Origin of the sequence: Halopelagius inordinatus, assembly GCF_900113245.1 — an archaeon.
Classification (GTDB): Archaea; Halobacteriota; Halobacteria; order Halobacteriales; family Haloferacaceae; genus Halopelagius; species Halopelagius inordinatus.
The window spans coordinates 262,248-278,494 of sequence record NZ_FOOQ01000001.1 but is presented as its reverse complement, the minus strand read 5'-3'; the positions used below and the strand labels follow the sequence as shown (position 1 = coordinate 278,494).

Below are 16,247 nucleotides of genomic sequence, written 5' to 3'. Positions count from 1 at the left end.
TCGGATTCACCTACTCGATAATAGATGTCCTCGTGGAGACGCGACTTCGCAAGCGGACTGGTGATACTGGTCCCCATTTTGGTCATCCTGTGGGTTCTCAACTATCTCTACTCGAGCATCGTCAGACTGCCCGTCATCAGGACGTTGGACCAACCGTTCGGGTTCTTCGTCGCCATCGTCGTGTTCGTGATGTTGGTGCTTTCGGTGGGCTATCTGATGCGCACGACGGTGGGGCGACTGTTCGAGACGTATCTCGACGCGACGATGAATCGGGTCCCCCTCGTTCGCATCCTCTACAACGCGTCGAAACTCGCCGTCGAGACGGCGTTGACGGGGACCGAAGACCTGCAGACGCCCGTCCAACTGGAGACGTGGCCGGGCGTTCGGATGACGGCGTTCAAGACCGGACAGACGACGAAAGACGGGCGAGTGGTTCTCTTCATGCCGACGGCTCCGAACATCACCACCGGGTTCGTGATGGAGGTAGAACCAGAAGACATCACGGAACTCGACGAGAACGTCGAGGAGGCGTTGACGCGCATCCTCTCTGCGGGGTTCGCCGAAGACGAGACTCGCTCCGCTATCGACATCGACGTACAGACCGAAGACGACTGAACGGGCGGCGAAGACGCAGAGAAGAGGTGCTGCGGCGTCGGTACGACCTCAGACGTAAGAGAACCACTCCTCGTGGTCGTCGGAGCGACCTTCCACGAGGTCGAAGAACGCCTGTTGGAGTTCCTCGGTGACCGGGCCGCGGGTGCCGTCGTCGATTTCGACGTTGTCCACCTTCCGGATGGGCGTGATTTCGGCGGCGGTACCGGAGAAGAACAGTTCGTCTGCGGTGTTGAGTTCGCCGCGCGAGATGGACGCTTGGTCGTGGACGGTGTAGCCGTGTTCTCGGGCGAGTTCGATGACGGTGTTTCGGGTGATTCCGTCCAAGATGCTCTCGGAGAGGCCGGGCGTGTATATCTCGCCGTCGTTGACCATGAAGATGTTCTCGCCGGGGCCCTCCGCGACGTTGCCCTCCTTGTTGAGGACGATGGCTTCGGTGTAGCCGTTTCGGCGCGCTTCCTCGCCCGCGAGCATCGAGTTGACGTACAGACCGGTCGTCTTCGCGTTCGTCGGAATCTGACTCGACGCGTGCTTTCGCCACGAGGAGACCATCACGTCGACGCCCTTCTCTAGGGCCTCGTCGCCGAGGTACGTCCCCCACGGCCACGCCGCGATAGCGACCTGCACGGGGTTGTCCTTGGGGCTGACGCCGAGCGAATCGTAGCCGTAGAAGGCGACGGGTCGGATGTAACAGGATTCGAGGTCCTGTCGGCGAACGAGTTCCATCGTCGCTTCGGTGAGTTCCTCTCTGTCGAACGGAATCTCCATGTCGTAGGGCTTCCCGGAGGCGTAAAAGCGGTCCAGATGCTCGTCCCACCGGAAGATGGCCGGACCGTCTTCGGTGTCGTAACAGCGGACGCCCTCGAAGACGCCGGTTCCGTAGTGAAGTCCGTGCGAGAGGACGTGAATCTGCGCGTCCTCCCAATCGACGAACTCACCGTCCATCCAGATAGTGTCGACATCCATCTCGTCGAATCCCATACCGCGTGGTTTGTGGGGCAGGTGATAAAATGGTAGGCGACACGGCGACGCGCGCCGGGTTTTTGCGCCGCCGGTGCGTGGAGTGATTACGAATGCCACCCAAGACAGTCGCCGTAACGGGCGGGACCGGACGTATCGGCCCCGCCGTCGTGCGGGCACTCAGCGATGCGGGCTATCGCGTGGTGAACTGCAGTCGAAGCGGGGGGTCCGTCGGCGACGCGAACCTCCGGGCCGACATGACCGACGCCGGGGAAACGTACGGCGCGTTCGCCACCGCCGACGCCGACGCCGTCGTCCACCTCGGGATGCTCTCGGAACCGGGTCACGACCCGGGCTACGTCGTCTACGAGAGCAACGCGATGAGCACGTACAACGTCCTGGAGGCGTCCGAATCGCTCGGCATCGACACCGTCGTCCTCGCGTCCAGCATGAGCGCTCTCGGCGCGAGTTTCGAACCCGGGCCGGTCCGCCTCTCGTATCTCCCCGTGGACGAAGACCATCGCTTGACGCCGTCGAACCCGTACGGCCTCGGCAAACAGGTCGTCGAGGTGACCGCGGACGGGTTCGCTCGGCGGCCCGACGGCCCCGATACCATCACCTCCTTCAGGTTCCCGTGGATGCCGACGGAAGCCCAGATGCGCGAGACGTTCCTGAACGCGGACCGGAGACTCCCCGCACTCCGCCAGTCGGAGAACTTCCACTCGATACGGAACACCCTGTTTTCGTACCTCGCACAGGAGGACGCCGCAGACGCCGTCCGCCGGGCAGTCGAAGCCGACTTCGAGGGTCACGAACGGTTCTGGGTGGCCGCGGCGGACACGAACGCGGACGTAGAGACGGCGGAACTCCTCGAAGAGGAGTATCCCGACGTGGAGACGCGGAGGTCGTTCGAGGGGTACGAATCGCTCGTCTCCGCGGAGAAGGCGCGTCGGATGCTCGGGTGGGAACCCGAGCGGAGTTGGCGGGACCTACGCTAAGGAGTCGACGATGCTGTCGCCGTCGAGAAACGGGAAGCCGCGGCGTTCGGCGTACTCGCGCGCCGCGGCGGTCGGAAGCGCCGCGCCCGACTCGTCGTCGAGCATCTCGCAGACGACGACCGCCGGGCCGATACCCGCCTCGTCCGCGAGTGCGAGTCCGAGTTCGGTGTGGCCCCGCCTGTCGTCGAGGAGTCCGGGCGCACCCCGGAGGAGGGTGACGTGGCCGGGCGTTCGGAAGTCCGCCGCGAAGTCGTCGGCGTCGTACTCGCCGTCGACGGCGGCGTCGGCCGCCTCGCTCAGTTTCGTGATGGTGAGCGCTCGGTCGTCGTCGGTTATCCCCGTGAACGTCTCGCGGTAGTTCACCGGGAGCGAGAACGACGACCGGTCGTCGTACGCCAATTCGTGGTCGGCGGCGGCCGGGTGGTCGATTTCGGACCCCAAGAAGGGGAGGTTCATCGCCTCGGCGGCGGCGTCGGAGACGGCGGCGCAGACGAGTCCGCCCGCGTCGTTTCGGAGGCGGGCCACGTCCGCCGCCGCCACCGAGTGGGCGGGGTAGATGATGTCCGTCTCGCCTTCCCTGTCGTCGAAGTCGTGGACGAGAATCGGGTCACCCGCGCGGAACGCCGCGAGGGCGCGACCGAACGCGTCGTCGGTCTGTTTCGTCGTCGTCACGGTCACACCTCCTCCACGCGGACGGTGACGTGGTCGCCGTCCGCGAGTTCGAGTTCGTCTCGGAGTTTCTCGGGCGCGATAATCTCGAGTTGGCTCTCGTCGTGGTGGGTGCGTTCGGGGACGATGATGTGGGCCGGCGCGTACGATTGGTCCTCGAACTCGACCGTCGCGGCGTAACAGGCCGCCGGGCCGAACGTCCGTTCGTCGTCCTCCCACCCATCGATGGCGACCGCAGAGAGCGACGCCATCCCGGCGCGCGCCCGAACGCTCCCGTCGTCCAAGCGGACGTTGAGCGTCCCCGGGAACGGTTCGTAGCCGAGGCGGTTCTCGAACTGCCGCATGTAGCCCGAAAGCGAGATGTAGTGTTTGCCCTCGCCCATACCGCCGGTGACGGTGCCGCCGAGTTCGACCGCCTCCGCGTCCTCCGTCTCGAAGATTCGACGGTAGTCGGCGTACTCCCGCCGAAGGGCCGCCTCGCCGTCCTCGGAAACCGAAACCCACTGGCCGTCCGACACCACGTCGCGTTCGACGTAACCGGCCTCTTCGAGTCGTTGGAGGCGGCGCGAGGCGGTCTGGCTCGACGCGTCGAGACGCGACGCCAGACCGGAGCAAGAGACTTTCACCGGGCCGGAGCACCCGCCTTCGATGGCGACGAACTTCAACGCGGCCAGTTCGTCGTAGCCGACGGCGGCGACTGCCGATTCTGACATGTCCCCGTCTTCGAATCGGCTCGGAATAAGCGTACCGGATATGAGACGCGTAACAGAAGTGAGAACCGTAGCGTTCGGAGTCGGTCTCCCCTACGGACGGGTTCGTGGTCGGGTAGTCGGAGAGCGAGGGTAAGTGCGTCGGTTGCGGCGGCGACGGCCGCGTCGGGGCGGTCCGAAACGCGGGTCCGAGAGCGTCGTCGCGGTTCGGAAAGTCCTTTAGCCGCGCCGCGAGAACCTCCGAGCATGTTTCGAGAGTTCCGTTCGGAGGTCGAAGATGCGGTCTCTACTGCACTCTCCGCGCTCGACCTGCCGACCGACGACCTCGGCGTCGAAGAGCCGCCGGACGGCGTCTCCGCGACGCTGGCGTCCAGCGCCGCCTTCCGACTGGCGGGCGAAGTCGGCGCGCCGCCGCCGAAAGTCGCAGTCGACATCGCAGAGCAGATAGACGCCACCGGCTACACGTACCTCGACTCCGCGACGCCGCAGGGGCCGTACGTGAACTTCCACGTCTCCGACGCCTACTACGCCGAGACGGTCGAGGCGGGCCGCGACGACGAGTACGGACGCCTCTCCGACACGGGCAAGGACGTGGTCGTCGAACACACGAGTGCGAACCCGACGGGCCCCGTCCACGTGGGACGCGCCCGGAACCCCATCCTCGGCGACGCCATCGCGCGCATCCTCGATTTCGCCGGGAACGACGTGGAGCGTCACTACTACGTCAACGACGCCGGGCGACAGGTCGCCGTCTTCACGTGGGCCTACGAGACGTTCGACGAGTCCGACCTCCCCGACCCCGAACGGGACCGCTCCGATTACGACTTAGTGCGCTACTACCGGAAGGGCAACGCCTTCCTCGAAGACGCCGACGAGGAGGACGCGGAGGCCGCAGAAGAGGAGATTGCGAGCATCATGCAGGGCCTCGAAGCGGGCGACGAGGAGACGTTCGAACGCGTCGCCGTCGTGGTTGACCAGGTGCTCTCGGGGATGACCGCCTCTTTGGAACGCCTGCCCGCGGAGTTCGACCGGTTCGTCAAGGAGACGAAGTTCATCCGCAACGGCGACGCAGAAGAGGTAGTCCGGCGACTGAAAGACTCCGAGTACTCGGTCTACGAGGAGGACGCGTGGCAACTCGACCTCTCGTCGTTCGACTTCGAGAAGAACCTCGTCTTCCTCCGGTCGGACGGGACGACGCTGTACACGACGCGCGACTTGGCGCACCACGAGTGGAAGTTCGACAACTACGACGAGGCGGTGACGGTCCTCGGCGAGGACCACAAACTGCAGGCCGAACAGTTGGAGACCGCACTCGAAATCCTCGGGAACGACACCGAGAACCTCCGTCAGACGTTCTACTCGTGGGTGAACCTCCCCGAGGGCGGGATGTCCACCCGGAAGGGGACGGGCGTCGACTTAGACGACCTGTTGGACGAGTCGGTCCAACGCGCACGCGAGGAAGTCGAGTCGCGCCTCGACAGTCGCATCCGCGACGACGAACTCGACGACGAGGACGTCGAACGCATCGCCCGACAGGTCGGCATCGGTGCCGTTCGCTACGACATCGTCTCGAAGCAACCGACGAAGGGAATCACGTTCGAGTGGGAGCGAGCGCTCGACTTCGAGGCTCAGTCCGCGCCGTACGTCCAGTACGTCCACGCTCGGTGCTGCGGCATCGTCGAGGAAGCCGAGGCGTCCGGCATCGAGGCGTCCACCGACGCTTCGCTTCTCGACGGCCCGGAGGAGCGTGAACTGGTCGCGACCATCGCGCGTTTCCCCTTCGTCGTCGAGGAGGCGGCCGACGGCTTGGAACCGCACGTCGTGGCGACGTACGTCCGCCAGTTCGCGGAGACGTTCAACACCTTCTACCGCGAGTGTTCGGTGCTGAACGCCGACGACGACGACGTGGCCGCCGCCCGTCTCGGACTCGTCGAGGCAGCGCGCCACACGGTGGCGAACGCGCTCTGGGTGTTGGGTATCGAAGCGCCCGACTCGATGTAGGCTATAGTCCGAACGCGGGCACTACGACGCCCGGCGACGAGAGGAGCGACCCGCCGACCGAGGAGACGGCGAGCGCTCCCGCACCCAACGCCAGCACGACGAAGAGGACTATCCACCAAAACGGGACGCTAGAGCTAGATTCTGCCATACCAACGCCTGCGACCAGACGCGTAAAAGAACTTCCCGTTCGTCGGCGCTCGGGGTCGGCGGGTCAACCGAGGAATCGACCGAACAGTCCCTTCTTCTCGTCGTCGTCGCCGCGCTTTCCGGCACCGTCCGCGCTCTCGCCTAACTCCGTGGTGAAGACGCCGTCGTCTTCGTCCTCCTCGTCGTCCGCGTCGTCTTCGTCGTTCGCATCGTCCGCGTCGTCCGCGTCGTCCGCGCCGTCCGCGCCGTCGTCGCTCGCGAACGGTATCTGCGGGTCCTCCTCGGCGTCTGGTTCGGCGGATTCGACGAGCGGTTCGTCTGCCTTCGACTCGCCGTCGTCCGCGTCCACCGACCGCTCCGAGGGCGCGTCTTCGGGTTCTGCGTCCGCTACGAGCGGTTCGTCCGCATCCGCGTCGGCGTCGGCTTCGTGGTCGCCCGCGACGATGATTTCCTCTCGGCGTTCCTCCTCGCCTCCGGTCTCGTCGGCGGACGCGTCCGGCGTCTCGTCGTCGTCCGCGGCGGGAACGTCCTCCGCGGCGGGAACGTCCTCCGGGGCCTCCTCGCTCGGGTCGTCCGGCGCGGCGACGGCGTCCGGTTGCGGAACGGGTTCTCCGGTCAGGTCCGCTGCGAGCGCTCTGTAGGCGGCGGCCGCCGAACTCCCCGGCGCGAACGTCGTGAGCGGTTCGCCCGCGTCGCCCGCCCGGCGGACGACGTTCTCGTCGGGAATCGCCTGCAGTATCTCGGCGTCGAGTTGCTCTTCGACCGTGGCCGCGTTCGGGTTCTCGGGGTCCACGCGCGTGAGCACCGCGCCCGCGACCGGTACGTCCAGTCGGACCGCGACCTGCCGCGTCTTCTCGGTGTCCCCCAACGCGTCCCGCCCCGTCGTCGAGACGAGAATCGCCTCGTCGACGTACGTGAGGGGGACGACGGTGTCGTTACTCAGTCCTGCGCCCGTGTCGAGCAGGACGTACTCGTATCGGTCGGCCAGTTCGGAGAGCACCGCGCGGAGACCCTCCGGGTCCGCGCGAGCGAACGCGTCGAGGTCCGTCGCCCCCGGAACCACGGCCATCCCGTGCGGTCCCTCCTGCGTCGCCTCGGACACGTCCGATTCGCCCGCGAGAACGTCGTGGAGCGTCGGCTCCGTCGGTACGACGCCCAACGCCCCCGCGAGGTTCGCCATGCCGAGGTCGCCGTCGACCACCGCGACGTCGGCACCCGCCGCGGCGAGGGCCGCCGCGAGATTCGTCGTCGTCGTGGTCTTTCCGACGCCTCCCTTCGCGCTGACCACTGCGTACACCCGTCCCATATCTTACTCGTTCGGACTCTCCCGAGACAACCACATAAACCTATTCCGAGCGAACCGCCGACACACCGCCGATCTGCCGTTCGTCCGGACGTTCCCCGACAGTCGTAGGTTACTTAGCCTCTCGCCGGCCTATATTCGACAATGAGTACCGACGCCGAGGCGAGCGAGGACCGCCGGAAGTACGAGTTCCGGAAGGTCATAGAGGAGCTAGAGGATTTCGAAGGCTCCGGAACGCAACTCGTCACTATCTACATCCCGGAGGACAAACAGATATCCGACGTCGTCGCCCACGTCACGCAGGAACACTCTGAGGCGTCGAATATCAAGTCGAAACAGACGCGCACGGCCGTCCAAGACGCCCTGAAGTCGATCAAGGACCGCCTCCGCTACTACGACACCTTCCCCCCCGAGAACGGCATCGTCATCTTCTCCGGCGCGGTCAACTCCGGCGGCGGCCAGACGGAGATGGTGACGAAGGTGTTGGACAGTCCGCCCGAGCCCATCCAGTCGTTCCGCTACCACTGCGACTCGGACTTCCTCACGGAACCGCTCGAAAACATGCTGACGGACAAGGGACTGTTCGGCCTCATCGTCCTCGACCGCCGCGAGGCGAACGTCGGGTGGCTGAAAGGCAAGCGCGTCGAACCCGTCAAGTCCGCCTCCTCTCTCGTCCCCGGCAAACAGCGGAAAGGTGGCCAGTCCGCCCAGCGTTTCGCCCGCCTCCGTCTGGAAGCCATCGACAACTTCTATCAGGAGGTCGCGGGGATGGCAAACGACCTGTTCGTCTCGCGGCGACACGAACTCGACGGCATCCTCGTGGGCGGTCCGTCGCCGACGAAAGACGAGTTCCTGGACGGCGACTACCTCCACCACGAACTGCAAGACCACGTCGTCGGGAAGTTCGACGTCTCCTACACCGACGAGTCCGGGCTCAAAGACTTAGTCGACGCCGCACAGGACGTGCTCGCGGATCAGGAGGTGATGAAGGACAAATCCCAGATGGAGGAGTTCTTCGAGAAACTCCACACCGGAGAGCAGGCGACGTACGGGTTCGGACCCACCCGGAAGAACCTCGTCATGGGCTCCGTCGACCGACTCCTCCTCTCGGAGGACCTCCACTCGGACGTCGTCGTCTACGAGTGTCCGGAGGGCCACGAGGAGTACGAAGTCGTGGACCGCCGCCACGGTGACCCCGGACACGAGTGCACCGAGTGCGGTCAGGAGGCCGAAAAGAAAGACCGCGATGACGTCATCGAACATCTGATGTCCATCGCCGAACAGCGTGGGACGGAGACGAAGTTCATCTCGACGGACTTCGAGAAGGGCGAGCAACTGCACGACGCCTTCGGCGGCGTCGCGGGCATCCTCCGCTACGCCACCGGCGTCTAAGCGAGCGAGAACGGTTCTTCTCCGACGGAGCGGGTTCGCCGCCTCAGTCGAGTATCTGTCCGACCTGCGTGCGACGACGGCCGACGTCGAAGTGAGGGGCGAGCGTCGCGTCGCCGTCGATTCTGTCGAGCGTCAACAGCACGTCCGCGCCGTCGCGTTCGGCGCGGTCAGCGAGCGACTCGATTGCGGCGCGGTTCAACGCCAGCGAGTCGAGCAGTCCGAGCAGAAGCGCCGTCGCCGCGCCGCCGTCGCCGCGGGGGAAGTAGTCCGCGACCGAACCGAAGTCGGCCGACTCGGCGGCGTCTGCGGGGTACGTTCGGAGACAGTTCGAACAGAGCGCCGCTGCGGGTGCGTCCGGCGCGTGCGGTTCGAGGCCGTCGGGGACGGCAAAGGAGACGAGGTCACCGCCGCAGTCCGGACACGTGCGAGTCATACGTCGAGATACGGCGGCGGCGAGGAAAAACCAGTGGTGTCGTCCGGAGAGCGGCGGAGAAACGGATGGTGAGCCGAAGCGACGCCGACCGACTCCGAGGGGTCGCCCGTCAGTCGTCCGCCGGGAGTCTCTCGGCTTCGGCGGCCTCTTCGGCCGCCTCGGCCTCGCGTTCTTCCTTCTCTTCTTCCTCTTTCTTGCCCTTTATCTTCTTCAGGCGGAACGTCTCTTCGCGCTCCTGTTCTTCGAGTTTCTGCTCGATGTACTCTTGGTTCTCGTAGAGGTCGGGGAGGAGCTTGAATTCGAGGGCGTTGACGCGGCGCTTCGTCGTCTCTATCTCTCTGAGCATCTTCTTCATCGCCGTCTCGACTTCCGCGGCGAGGATGATGCTTTCGAGCAGTTCCTCGTAGGCGTCTGCGGCCTCGTCGATGCGCGCGGACGACCCGAGCAGCCCGTAGCCGCGCTGGTCGAGGCTCTTTCTGACGCGCGAGGACTCTATCTGCGGGACGACGACGCCCATGATGTTTTTCGACTGCGTCGTGATCTCCGGGTGTTCTTTCAGCGCCGCGGCCGCACCGCGCACCGCGACGTCGCCCTCCATCGCGCGCGCCATGTTTATCTTCCGCTGTGCGGTCTCGTAGTTGGTGTTGAGTTCCGAACGGACGTCCTGCGCCTGGTCGAGGATGTCCATGAACTCCATGATGAGGCCGTCGCGTTTCTGCTCCAGCGTGTCGTGGCCTCGCTCGGAGAGTTCGATGCGGTCCTCTATCGCCATCAGGTTCTTCCGAGTCGGTTTGACGTCGTTGGCCATCCTTGGGGGACGCTTGTGGACGGAGGGGGTTAATCCTTTTCAGTCTCCGCGAACCGGCTCCGAACCGAGTCCACGACGGGCCACGAGAGGGTCACCAGATCCCTTGCACCCGGTCGAGTACCGAGACGACGACCACGTGCGGGAGGGTGAGGACGGCGAGCGAGACGAGATAGACGGACGCGACTTCGTCGATACCACCGACGGCCGTCGGAACGGTCAACGCGAGAGCGCCGAGAAAGACCACCGCGCCGGCCGTCATCGGTAGTGCGTCGCGGCCGAGAGAGGCGGCGGCCGAAAGAGAGTGGCCGTTCGACAGCGCGTCGGCGACCGGCGAATCGAGCGCAGCGAGGCGTGCGAGATGCCGCAGCGAGTGCCACAACGGGAAGTACAGCCCGATGGCGACCAGCGGGGGGACGACGAGGAAGAACGCCCAAAGCAGCACCGACTCGCCGACGTCGACCAGCCACGCGGTGCGAGAGGGACCGTGTGGCGCTCGACGCCACCCGAGGAGAAGCGACGCGAGGGTGACAAGAGCCAGCCCGACGCCGACGGAGATTCGGAGCGGCGGGGAAACGAGCCACGCGAACGTCACTTCCGGGGCGAACAGTTCGACGGTCGTCGCCGCGACGCGGCGGTACGTCTCCGGGAACGCGACGAGCGGGACGACCATCGGAATCCCGCCGCGGACGGTCGCCGCGAGGGCGCGTTGCCCCCGGGTTCGAAGGTGCGTCTCCTCGGTCAGAGAGACGAGCGGGTAGACGTCCCCCTGCCCCCAGTGAAACCACGTCAAAAGGAGAAAGCCGACGAACGCCGCGGCGGGGGTGAGAAACCAGACGACCGCGTAGAGGCCGCCGAAGACGAGATACAGCGCCCCCACGGCGGCGAGCGACCGAACCGAGGGCTCCGACCCGCGGGCGCGCGGCACGGTCACGTGGTCGAGCGCACCGTGCGGCAGTCCGAGGAAGACGACGCTCGCTAACAGGGGGACGTACCGAGAGGGGCCGCCGAGGGTGACGCCGACGAGCGAGGCGACACCGACGGCCGCGAGGGCGACCCACGCGACGGGAAACACCGTTCGAGCGAGCCGTCGCTTCACTCTTCTATCGACGGCGGGGCGTTCGCTCAGCGCCATCGTTCGACCACCCAGTGAAACAAGAGGAGACCCTGCACCACGAACAGGTTCGTGACGAAGAAGAACGTCGCCTCCTCGATGGGGAGTCCGAACAGGGCGATGCCCGTGGTGTGGTCGGCCGAGATGTGCCAGATGCCGAACTGAAGCGCGACGCGGTCGGCCAGACAGAAGTACACCGTCGGGACGGCGACGCCGAAGGCGAACGTCCGACGGACCGCCCACAGGTAGGGCCACCCGAACCCCCACTGGAGTGCGAGGACCGGAGCGGCCCACGTGAGGATGGCTCCGAGGTAGTACGTCTGACCGCCGAACACGTAGAGAACGAGGCCGACAGCCCCGACGAGAGCCCCCGCCGCGACGCCGAGAAGTCGGTCTCGCGTCGTCACCGAGGCGGACCTCACCGCCAGCGCGAGAGCGTACAACCAGAGCGCGACGACGAGCGGTTGCAAGAGCATGAACAGGAGTTCCTCGACGGGGACGAGCCACACCCGCAGGGCGACGACACCGTCGCCGTACCCCCAGACGCCGCGGGAGATGAGGTGGTTGTCCCACGGCGTCGTGTACAGGAGGGCGACCACGGTGATGAGCGCCGTCCCGACCCAGTGAGTGGCGTCCAGCCGCCGACGACTGTGAGAGAGGCCGACTGCCAGTACCGCCAGCGCTGGCAGGAGAAACACGGCGTGAAAGCCGAAGTACGTGAGCCGCACGCTCACGGTTCTCTCTGATGGTCGGGAATGGTGTGAGACACGATGACTGAATGGTTTGCGTGAGTGTTTTTAAACGTTACAGAAACGGAGAGCCGAGGCGGCTCTCAGTCGGCAGTCGCGGCCGCCGGAGTCGTCTGTCCGGCCTCTTCGAGGATGCTGTGACTGCGCAGCAGGACGACCCCGAATCCCACCTTCGCGGTGAGGTCGAGAACCATGAACGCCGCCGTCTCGACGTACAACGGGAGGAAGCCGACGGTCCCTTCGGTGCCGAGAATCCAGACGACGGGGTACGCCAACCAGAGGACGATTATCATGTTTCGGAGCGTGTTCGTCAGTTTCCGAACCGACTCGGTCTGCGTCTTTGCGGCCTCCGAGAGCGCCTCGACCAGGAAGTACAGGAGGAACAACAGCGCGACGGTGCTGATAGCCCACCAGGCGATTCGTGCGGGTGCCGAGGAGGCGAACGCACCGGCGAGTCCGGTTCCGATCATGAACACGTCGAGACCGACGAGCGTGTAGATGGTGTTCCTGTTCGCCCCCGCGAGGAGCGCGAGGTCGAGAAGCAACAGCGGCGTGGTGAACAACCAGTCCGCGTAGCGGGCCCAGTAGATGTCGAGCACCTGAGTACCGACTTCCACCTGTGTGAGGCCGAATCCGGTCGCCATCGAGAAGTACGCCGCCGACGCGATGGTGGTTATGAATATCGTGATGATGTAGAACCGCTGTTCTTTCTCGTCCTTCACGCCCCACCCGCGGGCGATGAAGAAGAGCGTTCCGAGCGTCATTCCGGCCGTACCGAGCCACAGCCATATCGATTCGCTTCCAGGGGTTGCCATAGTACACTCACAAGTATGGCATGAGTTTGCATATCGGCCCTACCAAACTAGTTGGGGTGGTGCCGGTAGAACTGCGAGACGAGTTTCTTCTCGGCCGCGCGGAGGTGTTGGTGATACGTCGAACGCGAGATATCCATCGCGTCCGCCAACTCGTCTCCCGAGATACCGTGCGGCCACTCGAAGAACCCCCCGAGATGCGCGAGTTGGAGCGCGGTTCGCTGTTTGTCCGTGAGTTTCTCTTCGACGGAACCGGCGAACGCCCGTCGGGTATCGGTGGGGTCTTCGTTCTCGCCGACCGCGAGTAGTCGAACCGAACGAGACGTTCGTTCGACGTCTTCGAGGAGTCTGCGCCCGAGCGTTCGGTCGGCGACAGTCGTGTCGATTACGACCGTGCCCCGCGTCGCATCGACGGTGAGGTCTGTGAGTCGCGCCCCTCCCTCTGCAATCTGAGAGAGCAGCGAACCGGGAGAGAGAAGCAGTTCGTAGACGGCCGTGCCGCCGGTTCGTTGCAGTCGGTGAACGTGGTCGAGTCCCGGGATGTCCGAGCTGTCGAGTTCGACGTCTGACGACGGCGAGGAGACGAACAGGACGACGGACCCGTCGTCGCGGGCGACGACGCCTTCGTAGTCGAGGCGGCAGTCACCTCGGCGAGCGACGGAGACGAGTGGCGAGTCGGGCGCGACCACCTCGAACCGAAGCGACAGACGGCTGTCGGTGATGAGCGTTCGACGACTCTCGAACGCGTCGATGGCGGCACCGACCGCCCGGCCCAACGCGCCGAGGACTATCCGCTCGTGCTCGTCGACCGTCTCCGCGTAGACGGTGAGGACGCCGTACAGCGTCTCCCGGTGGAGTAAGGGGACCGCGACGAGGCCCCCGAACGGGAGGACGACGTTGTGGTGAAACTGTCCTTCGGGGTCGCGGGCTATTTGCGGGGTCCGCGTCGCGACGGTCCGAGCGACCGGGTCGGCTGTGTCGTCGAGGGCTATCCGTAGCCCGACGACGGACGAGGGCATCTCCCCCGCCCACGCGTCCGGAACGACGGCCTCCGGCGAGAGGTCGCAGTCGGCTATCCACGCACACGAGTACTGCTCCGTGGCCGCGATTCGCTCGCACACCTTCCGCTCGAGTTCGTCTCTCGCCTGCGCGCGCACGAGAACTTCGGACGTCTCCACGAGTAGCCCCTCGATGTGGTCGACGAGTCGCTGAAGCCGGGCACGTTCGCGTTCGACAGCCTCTTCGGCGCGAACGCGCGCGGTGATGTCCGTCTGGAATCCGACGTAGTGTGTCACTCGTCCGTCGGGGTCGCACAGCGGTGCGATGTCCACTCGGTTCCAAAACGGCTCACCGTCGCGTCGATAGTTCAGCAGTTCGACCGTCGCAGACGACTCGGAATCGACTGCACGCCGGAGTTCGGCGACCGGTTCCTCCTCCGTACCCGGCCCCTGGAGAAACCGACAGTTGCGGCCCAACGCTTGCGATTTCGGGTAGCCCGTCGTCGTCTCGAACGCCTCGTTGACGTACACCAACGGACCGTCCGGAAGCGACATGTCCGCGATAGTGATACCGACCGGAGCCTCGTCCATGGCCTGCTCTTTCAGGTCCTCTCCGATGCGTTCTGTCAACTCCGCTCGACGTCGCCACCAGGTCATCGCACTCGCGACTCGTTCGCCGAGTCGCTCGAAGCGGTTCGTCTCTCCGACGGTGACGACGTCCGCCGCACCCGCGTCGAACGCCTCCGGCACCGTGAGGTCGCTGTCGGGGTGACGCAGTATCACGACGGGCGCGTCCGCGAACGCGTCGGCGACGCTCGTCGCTCGACCGTCGGGAAGATCGTCGGCGACCACCACGCAGTCGAAGGCTCCGTCGCCGGACCGCGCGTCGGCCGAGCGGGTGACACGCCGGATGGAACAGTCGTCGAGAACCGACCGGAGCAGTCTCTCGGCCCGTTCGTACGTCCGGTCGTCTGCGACGGCGACCAACACGCGCTCTTGGAACAGCCGGTTCGCCATGTCTTCAGTAGGATCTGTGCGGTGATACGTTTCGGGGTGGCCGAACGAACGCGGCGCTCGGACGGTGCGAACGCGGAAAAAACGAACGTGGGCGACGGCTCAGTCTGCTGTGACTTCTTCGGCGCCTTCGTCGGTCGAGGACTCTCGGTAGTGCTCTTCGATGAGTTCCTCGTCGACGCGGTTGAGCTCCTTCTTCGGGAACATCGACAGGAGGTCCCAGCCGATTTCGAGCGTCTCGTCGATAGAGCGGTTCGTATCGTACCCCTGGTCCACGAACTCCTCTTCGAAGCGGTCGGCGAAGTCGAGGTAGGTGTTGTCACGCTCGGACAGCGCCTCGCGGCCGACGATGTTCACCAGGTCCCGAAGGTCCTCACCCTCGGCGTACGCGGCGTACATCTGGTCGGAGACGTCCGCGTGGTCCTCGCGCGTCAGGCCCTCGCCGATACCGTCGTCCATCAGCCGCGAGAGGCTGGGAAGGACGTTTATCGGCGGTTCGACGCCCTGGCTGTTCAGGTCACGGTCGACGTAGATCTGACCCTCGGTGATGTATCCGGTCAGGTCCGGAATCGGGTGCGTGTCGTCGTCACCCGGCATCGTGAGGATGGGAATCTGCGTCACGGAACCCTCGCGGCCCTGGATTCGACCGGCGCGTTCGTACAGTTGCGCCAGGTCGGTGTACATGTATCCGGGGTAGCCACGACGGCCCGGAACCTCTTCGCGGGCCGCGCCGATTTCGCGCAGGGCCTCACAGTAGTTGGTCATGTCCGTGAGAATGACCAGCACGTGGTAGTCCTTCTCGAACGCGAGATACTCGGCGGTGGTGAGCGCGAGACGCGGCGTGACCGTCCGCTCGACTGCGGGGTCGTCCGCGAGGTTCATGAAGACGACGGAGCGTTCGAGTGCGCCCGTCCGCTCGAAGTCCTCCATGAACTCGTTTGCCTCTTCGGCCGTGATACCCATCGCGCCGAAGATGACCGCGAACTCGGAGCCGTCGTCGTCGTCGCCCGCTTCCTCCTCTTCGGGAACGGTCGCCTGACGGGCGACCTGAAGCGCGAGTTCGTTGTGCGGCAGCCCCGACCCCGAGAAGATGGGGAGCTTCTGACCGCGGACCAGCGTGTTCATGCCGTCGATGGCGGAAACGCCGGTCTGGATGAACTCCTCGGGGTACTCTCGGGAGTAGGGGTTGATGGCCGCGCCGACGATGTCGTGGCGCTCGTCGGGGACGATGTCGGGGCCGCCGTCTATCGGCTGGCCCGACCCGTCGAGGACGCGTCCGAGGAGGTCCTCGGTGACGGGCATCTTCAGCGTCTCGCCCATGAAGCGGACGGACGCGTTCCGGTCGATACCGCTCGTGCCCTCGAACACCTGGATGGCCACGAGGCCGTCCGAGGATTCGAGGACCTGACCGCGCAGTGTCTCGCCGTTCTCCGTCTCGATTTCGACGATCTCGTCGTATCCGATCGGCTCGTCGACCTCGGCGAACACCAGCGGACCGCTGATTTCGGTGATGGTCTGGTATTCCTTCAT

Annotated in this window: 16 protein-coding genes; 4 read left to right on the top strand and 12 right to left on the bottom strand. The window is 65.4% G+C overall.

Going from position 1 to position 16,247, the window contains the following annotated elements:
• Positions 1-24 precede the first annotated feature (24 nt).
• Positions 25-615, top strand: a complete 591-nt coding sequence (locus BM167_RS01525; RefSeq protein WP_092887757.1) for a DUF502 domain-containing protein — start codon at positions 25-27, stop codon at positions 613-615.
• 48 nt (positions 616-663) lie between these two features.
• On the opposite strand, the gene BM167_RS01520 is transcribed toward BM167_RS01525, so the two are convergent.
• Positions 664-1,593: a branched-chain amino acid transaminase gene (locus BM167_RS01520; RefSeq protein WP_092887754.1), complete on the bottom strand. Its 930-nt coding sequence runs from the start codon at positions 1,591-1,593 to the stop codon at positions 664-666.
• Positions 1,594-1,685: 92 nt separating this feature from the next.
• Here BM167_RS01520 and BM167_RS01515 point away from each other — a divergent pair, with 92 nt between their 5' ends.
• Positions 1,686-2,570: an NAD-dependent epimerase/dehydratase family protein gene (locus BM167_RS01515; RefSeq protein WP_092887751.1), complete on the top strand. Its 885-nt coding sequence runs from the start codon at positions 1,686-1,688 to the stop codon at positions 2,568-2,570.
• Here the strand turns inward: BM167_RS01515 and ribB are convergent.
• Both ribB and BM167_RS01505 read right to left on the bottom strand, forming a co-directional pair.
• Positions 2,562-3,242: a 3,4-dihydroxy-2-butanone-4-phosphate synthase gene (ribB, locus tag BM167_RS01510; RefSeq protein WP_092887748.1), complete on the bottom strand. Its 681-nt coding sequence runs from the start codon at positions 3,240-3,242 to the stop codon at positions 2,562-2,564. The genes BM167_RS01515 and ribB overlap by 9 nt on opposite strands.
• A gap of 2 nt (positions 3,243-3,244) precedes the next feature.
• On the bottom strand, positions 3,245-3,952 hold the full coding sequence (locus BM167_RS01505; RefSeq protein WP_092887745.1) for a DUF120 domain-containing protein: 708 nt from the start codon (positions 3,950-3,952) through the stop codon (positions 3,245-3,247).
• Between the two features lie 243 nt (positions 3,953-4,195).
• Here BM167_RS01505 and argS point away from each other — a divergent pair, with 243 nt between their 5' ends.
• Positions 4,196-5,950, top strand: coding sequence for an arginine--tRNA ligase (argS, locus tag BM167_RS01500; RefSeq protein ID WP_092887742.1), 1,755 nt, complete (start codon positions 4,196-4,198; stop codon positions 5,948-5,950).
• 1 nt (position 5,951) lies between these two features.
• On the opposite strand, the gene BM167_RS18280 is transcribed toward argS, so the two are convergent.
• Together BM167_RS18280 and minD are read right to left on the bottom strand one after the other, a co-directional pair.
• A complete protein-coding gene (locus BM167_RS18280; RefSeq protein ID WP_177213258.1) occupies positions 5,952-6,098 on the bottom strand; it encodes a hypothetical protein in 147 nt (48 codons plus the stop codon).
• A 63-nt stretch (positions 6,099-6,161) separates the two neighbouring features.
• Positions 6,162-7,403, bottom strand: coding sequence for a cell division ATPase MinD (gene minD / locus BM167_RS01495; protein ID WP_092887739.1), 1,242 nt, complete (start codon positions 7,401-7,403; stop codon positions 6,162-6,164).
• A gap of 141 nt (positions 7,404-7,544) precedes the next feature.
• Here minD and prf1 point away from each other — a divergent pair, with 141 nt between their 5' ends.
• A complete protein-coding gene (prf1, locus tag BM167_RS01490) occupies positions 7,545-8,792 on the top strand; it encodes a peptide chain release factor aRF-1 (protein WP_092887737.1) in 1,248 nt (415 codons plus the stop codon).
• A gap of 43 nt (positions 8,793-8,835) precedes the next feature.
• Here prf1 and BM167_RS01485 read toward each other — a convergent pair whose 3' ends face one another.
• The 7 genes from BM167_RS01485 to BM167_RS01455 form a co-directional block, all read right to left on the bottom strand.
• Positions 8,836-9,225: a DUF6276 family protein gene (locus BM167_RS01485; RefSeq protein ID WP_092887735.1), complete on the bottom strand. Its 390-nt coding sequence runs from the start codon at positions 9,223-9,225 to the stop codon at positions 8,836-8,838.
• Between the two features lie 109 nt (positions 9,226-9,334).
• The gene (locus BM167_RS01480; protein WP_092887732.1) at positions 9,335-10,033 is read right to left on the bottom strand and encodes a V-type ATP synthase subunit D; all 699 of its coding nucleotides are present in this window, start codon (positions 10,031-10,033) and stop codon (positions 9,335-9,337) included.
• Positions 10,034-10,124: 91 nt separating this feature from the next.
• The gene (locus BM167_RS01475) at positions 10,125-11,165 is read right to left on the bottom strand and encodes a Brp/Blh family beta-carotene 15,15'-dioxygenase (protein WP_092887729.1); all 1,041 of its coding nucleotides are present in this window, start codon (positions 11,163-11,165) and stop codon (positions 10,125-10,127) included.
• On the bottom strand, positions 11,156-11,878 hold the full coding sequence (locus tag BM167_RS01470) for a lycopene cyclase domain-containing protein (RefSeq protein ID WP_092887726.1): 723 nt from the start codon (positions 11,876-11,878) through the stop codon (positions 11,156-11,158). Before BM167_RS01470 ends, BM167_RS01475 begins: the two co-directional genes overlap by 10 nt.
• A gap of 98 nt (positions 11,879-11,976) precedes the next feature.
• Positions 11,977-12,708, bottom strand: coding sequence for a bacteriorhodopsin (locus BM167_RS01465; RefSeq protein WP_092887723.1), 732 nt, complete (start codon positions 12,706-12,708; stop codon positions 11,977-11,979).
• A gap of 47 nt (positions 12,709-12,755) precedes the next feature.
• Positions 12,756-14,720, bottom strand: a complete 1,965-nt coding sequence (locus BM167_RS01460) for a bacterio-opsin activator domain-containing protein (RefSeq protein ID WP_092887720.1) — start codon at positions 14,718-14,720, stop codon at positions 12,756-12,758.
• Positions 14,721-14,819: 99 nt separating this feature from the next.
• Complete coding sequence (locus BM167_RS01455) at positions 14,820-16,247, bottom strand: ATP synthase subunit B (RefSeq protein WP_092887717.1); 1,428 nt, start codon at positions 16,245-16,247, stop codon at positions 14,820-14,822.

What these genes read in the sequence shown, in the direction of transcription:
- BM167_RS01455 (WP_092887717.1), bottom strand. Translation starts at nt 16,247, where the DNA reads ATGAAGGAATACCAGACCATCACCGAAATCAGCGGTCCGCTGGTGTTC.
- BM167_RS18280 (WP_177213258.1), bottom strand. Translation starts at nt 6,098, where the DNA reads ATGGCAGAATCTAGCTCTAGCGTCCCGTTTTGGTGGATAGTCCTCTTC.
- prf1 (WP_092887737.1), top strand. Translation starts at nt 7,545, where the DNA reads ATGAGTACCGACGCCGAGGCGAGCGAGGACCGCCGGAAGTACGAGTTC.
- BM167_RS01460 (WP_092887720.1), bottom strand. Translation starts at nt 14,720, where the DNA reads ATGGCGAACCGGCTGTTCCAAGAGCGCGTGTTGGTCGCCGTCGCAGAC.
- BM167_RS01520 (WP_092887754.1), bottom strand. Translation starts at nt 1,593, where the DNA reads ATGGGATTCGACGAGATGGATGTCGACACTATCTGGATGGACGGTGAG.
- BM167_RS01475 (WP_092887729.1), bottom strand. Translation starts at nt 11,165, where the DNA reads ATGGCGCTGAGCGAACGCCCCGCCGTCGATAGAAGAGTGAAGCGACGG.
- minD (WP_092887739.1), bottom strand. Translation starts at nt 7,403, where the DNA reads ATGGGACGGGTGTACGCAGTGGTCAGCGCGAAGGGAGGCGTCGGAAAG.
- BM167_RS01485 (WP_092887735.1), bottom strand. Translation starts at nt 9,225, where the DNA reads ATGACTCGCACGTGTCCGGACTGCGGCGGTGACCTCGTCTCCTTTGCC.
- BM167_RS01480 (WP_092887732.1), bottom strand. Translation starts at nt 10,033, where the DNA reads ATGGCCAACGACGTCAAACCGACTCGGAAGAACCTGATGGCGATAGAG.
- BM167_RS01505 (WP_092887745.1), bottom strand. Translation starts at nt 3,952, where the DNA reads ATGTCAGAATCGGCAGTCGCCGCCGTCGGCTACGACGAACTGGCCGCG.
- BM167_RS01525 (WP_092887757.1), top strand. Translation starts at nt 25, where the DNA reads ATGTCCTCGTGGAGACGCGACTTCGCAAGCGGACTGGTGATACTGGTC.
- BM167_RS01465 (WP_092887723.1), bottom strand. Translation starts at nt 12,708, where the DNA reads ATGGCAACCCCTGGAAGCGAATCGATATGGCTGTGGCTCGGTACGGCC.
- BM167_RS01515 (WP_092887751.1), top strand. Translation starts at nt 1,686, where the DNA reads ATGCCACCCAAGACAGTCGCCGTAACGGGCGGGACCGGACGTATCGGC.
- argS (WP_092887742.1), top strand. Translation starts at nt 4,196, where the DNA reads ATGTTTCGAGAGTTCCGTTCGGAGGTCGAAGATGCGGTCTCTACTGCA.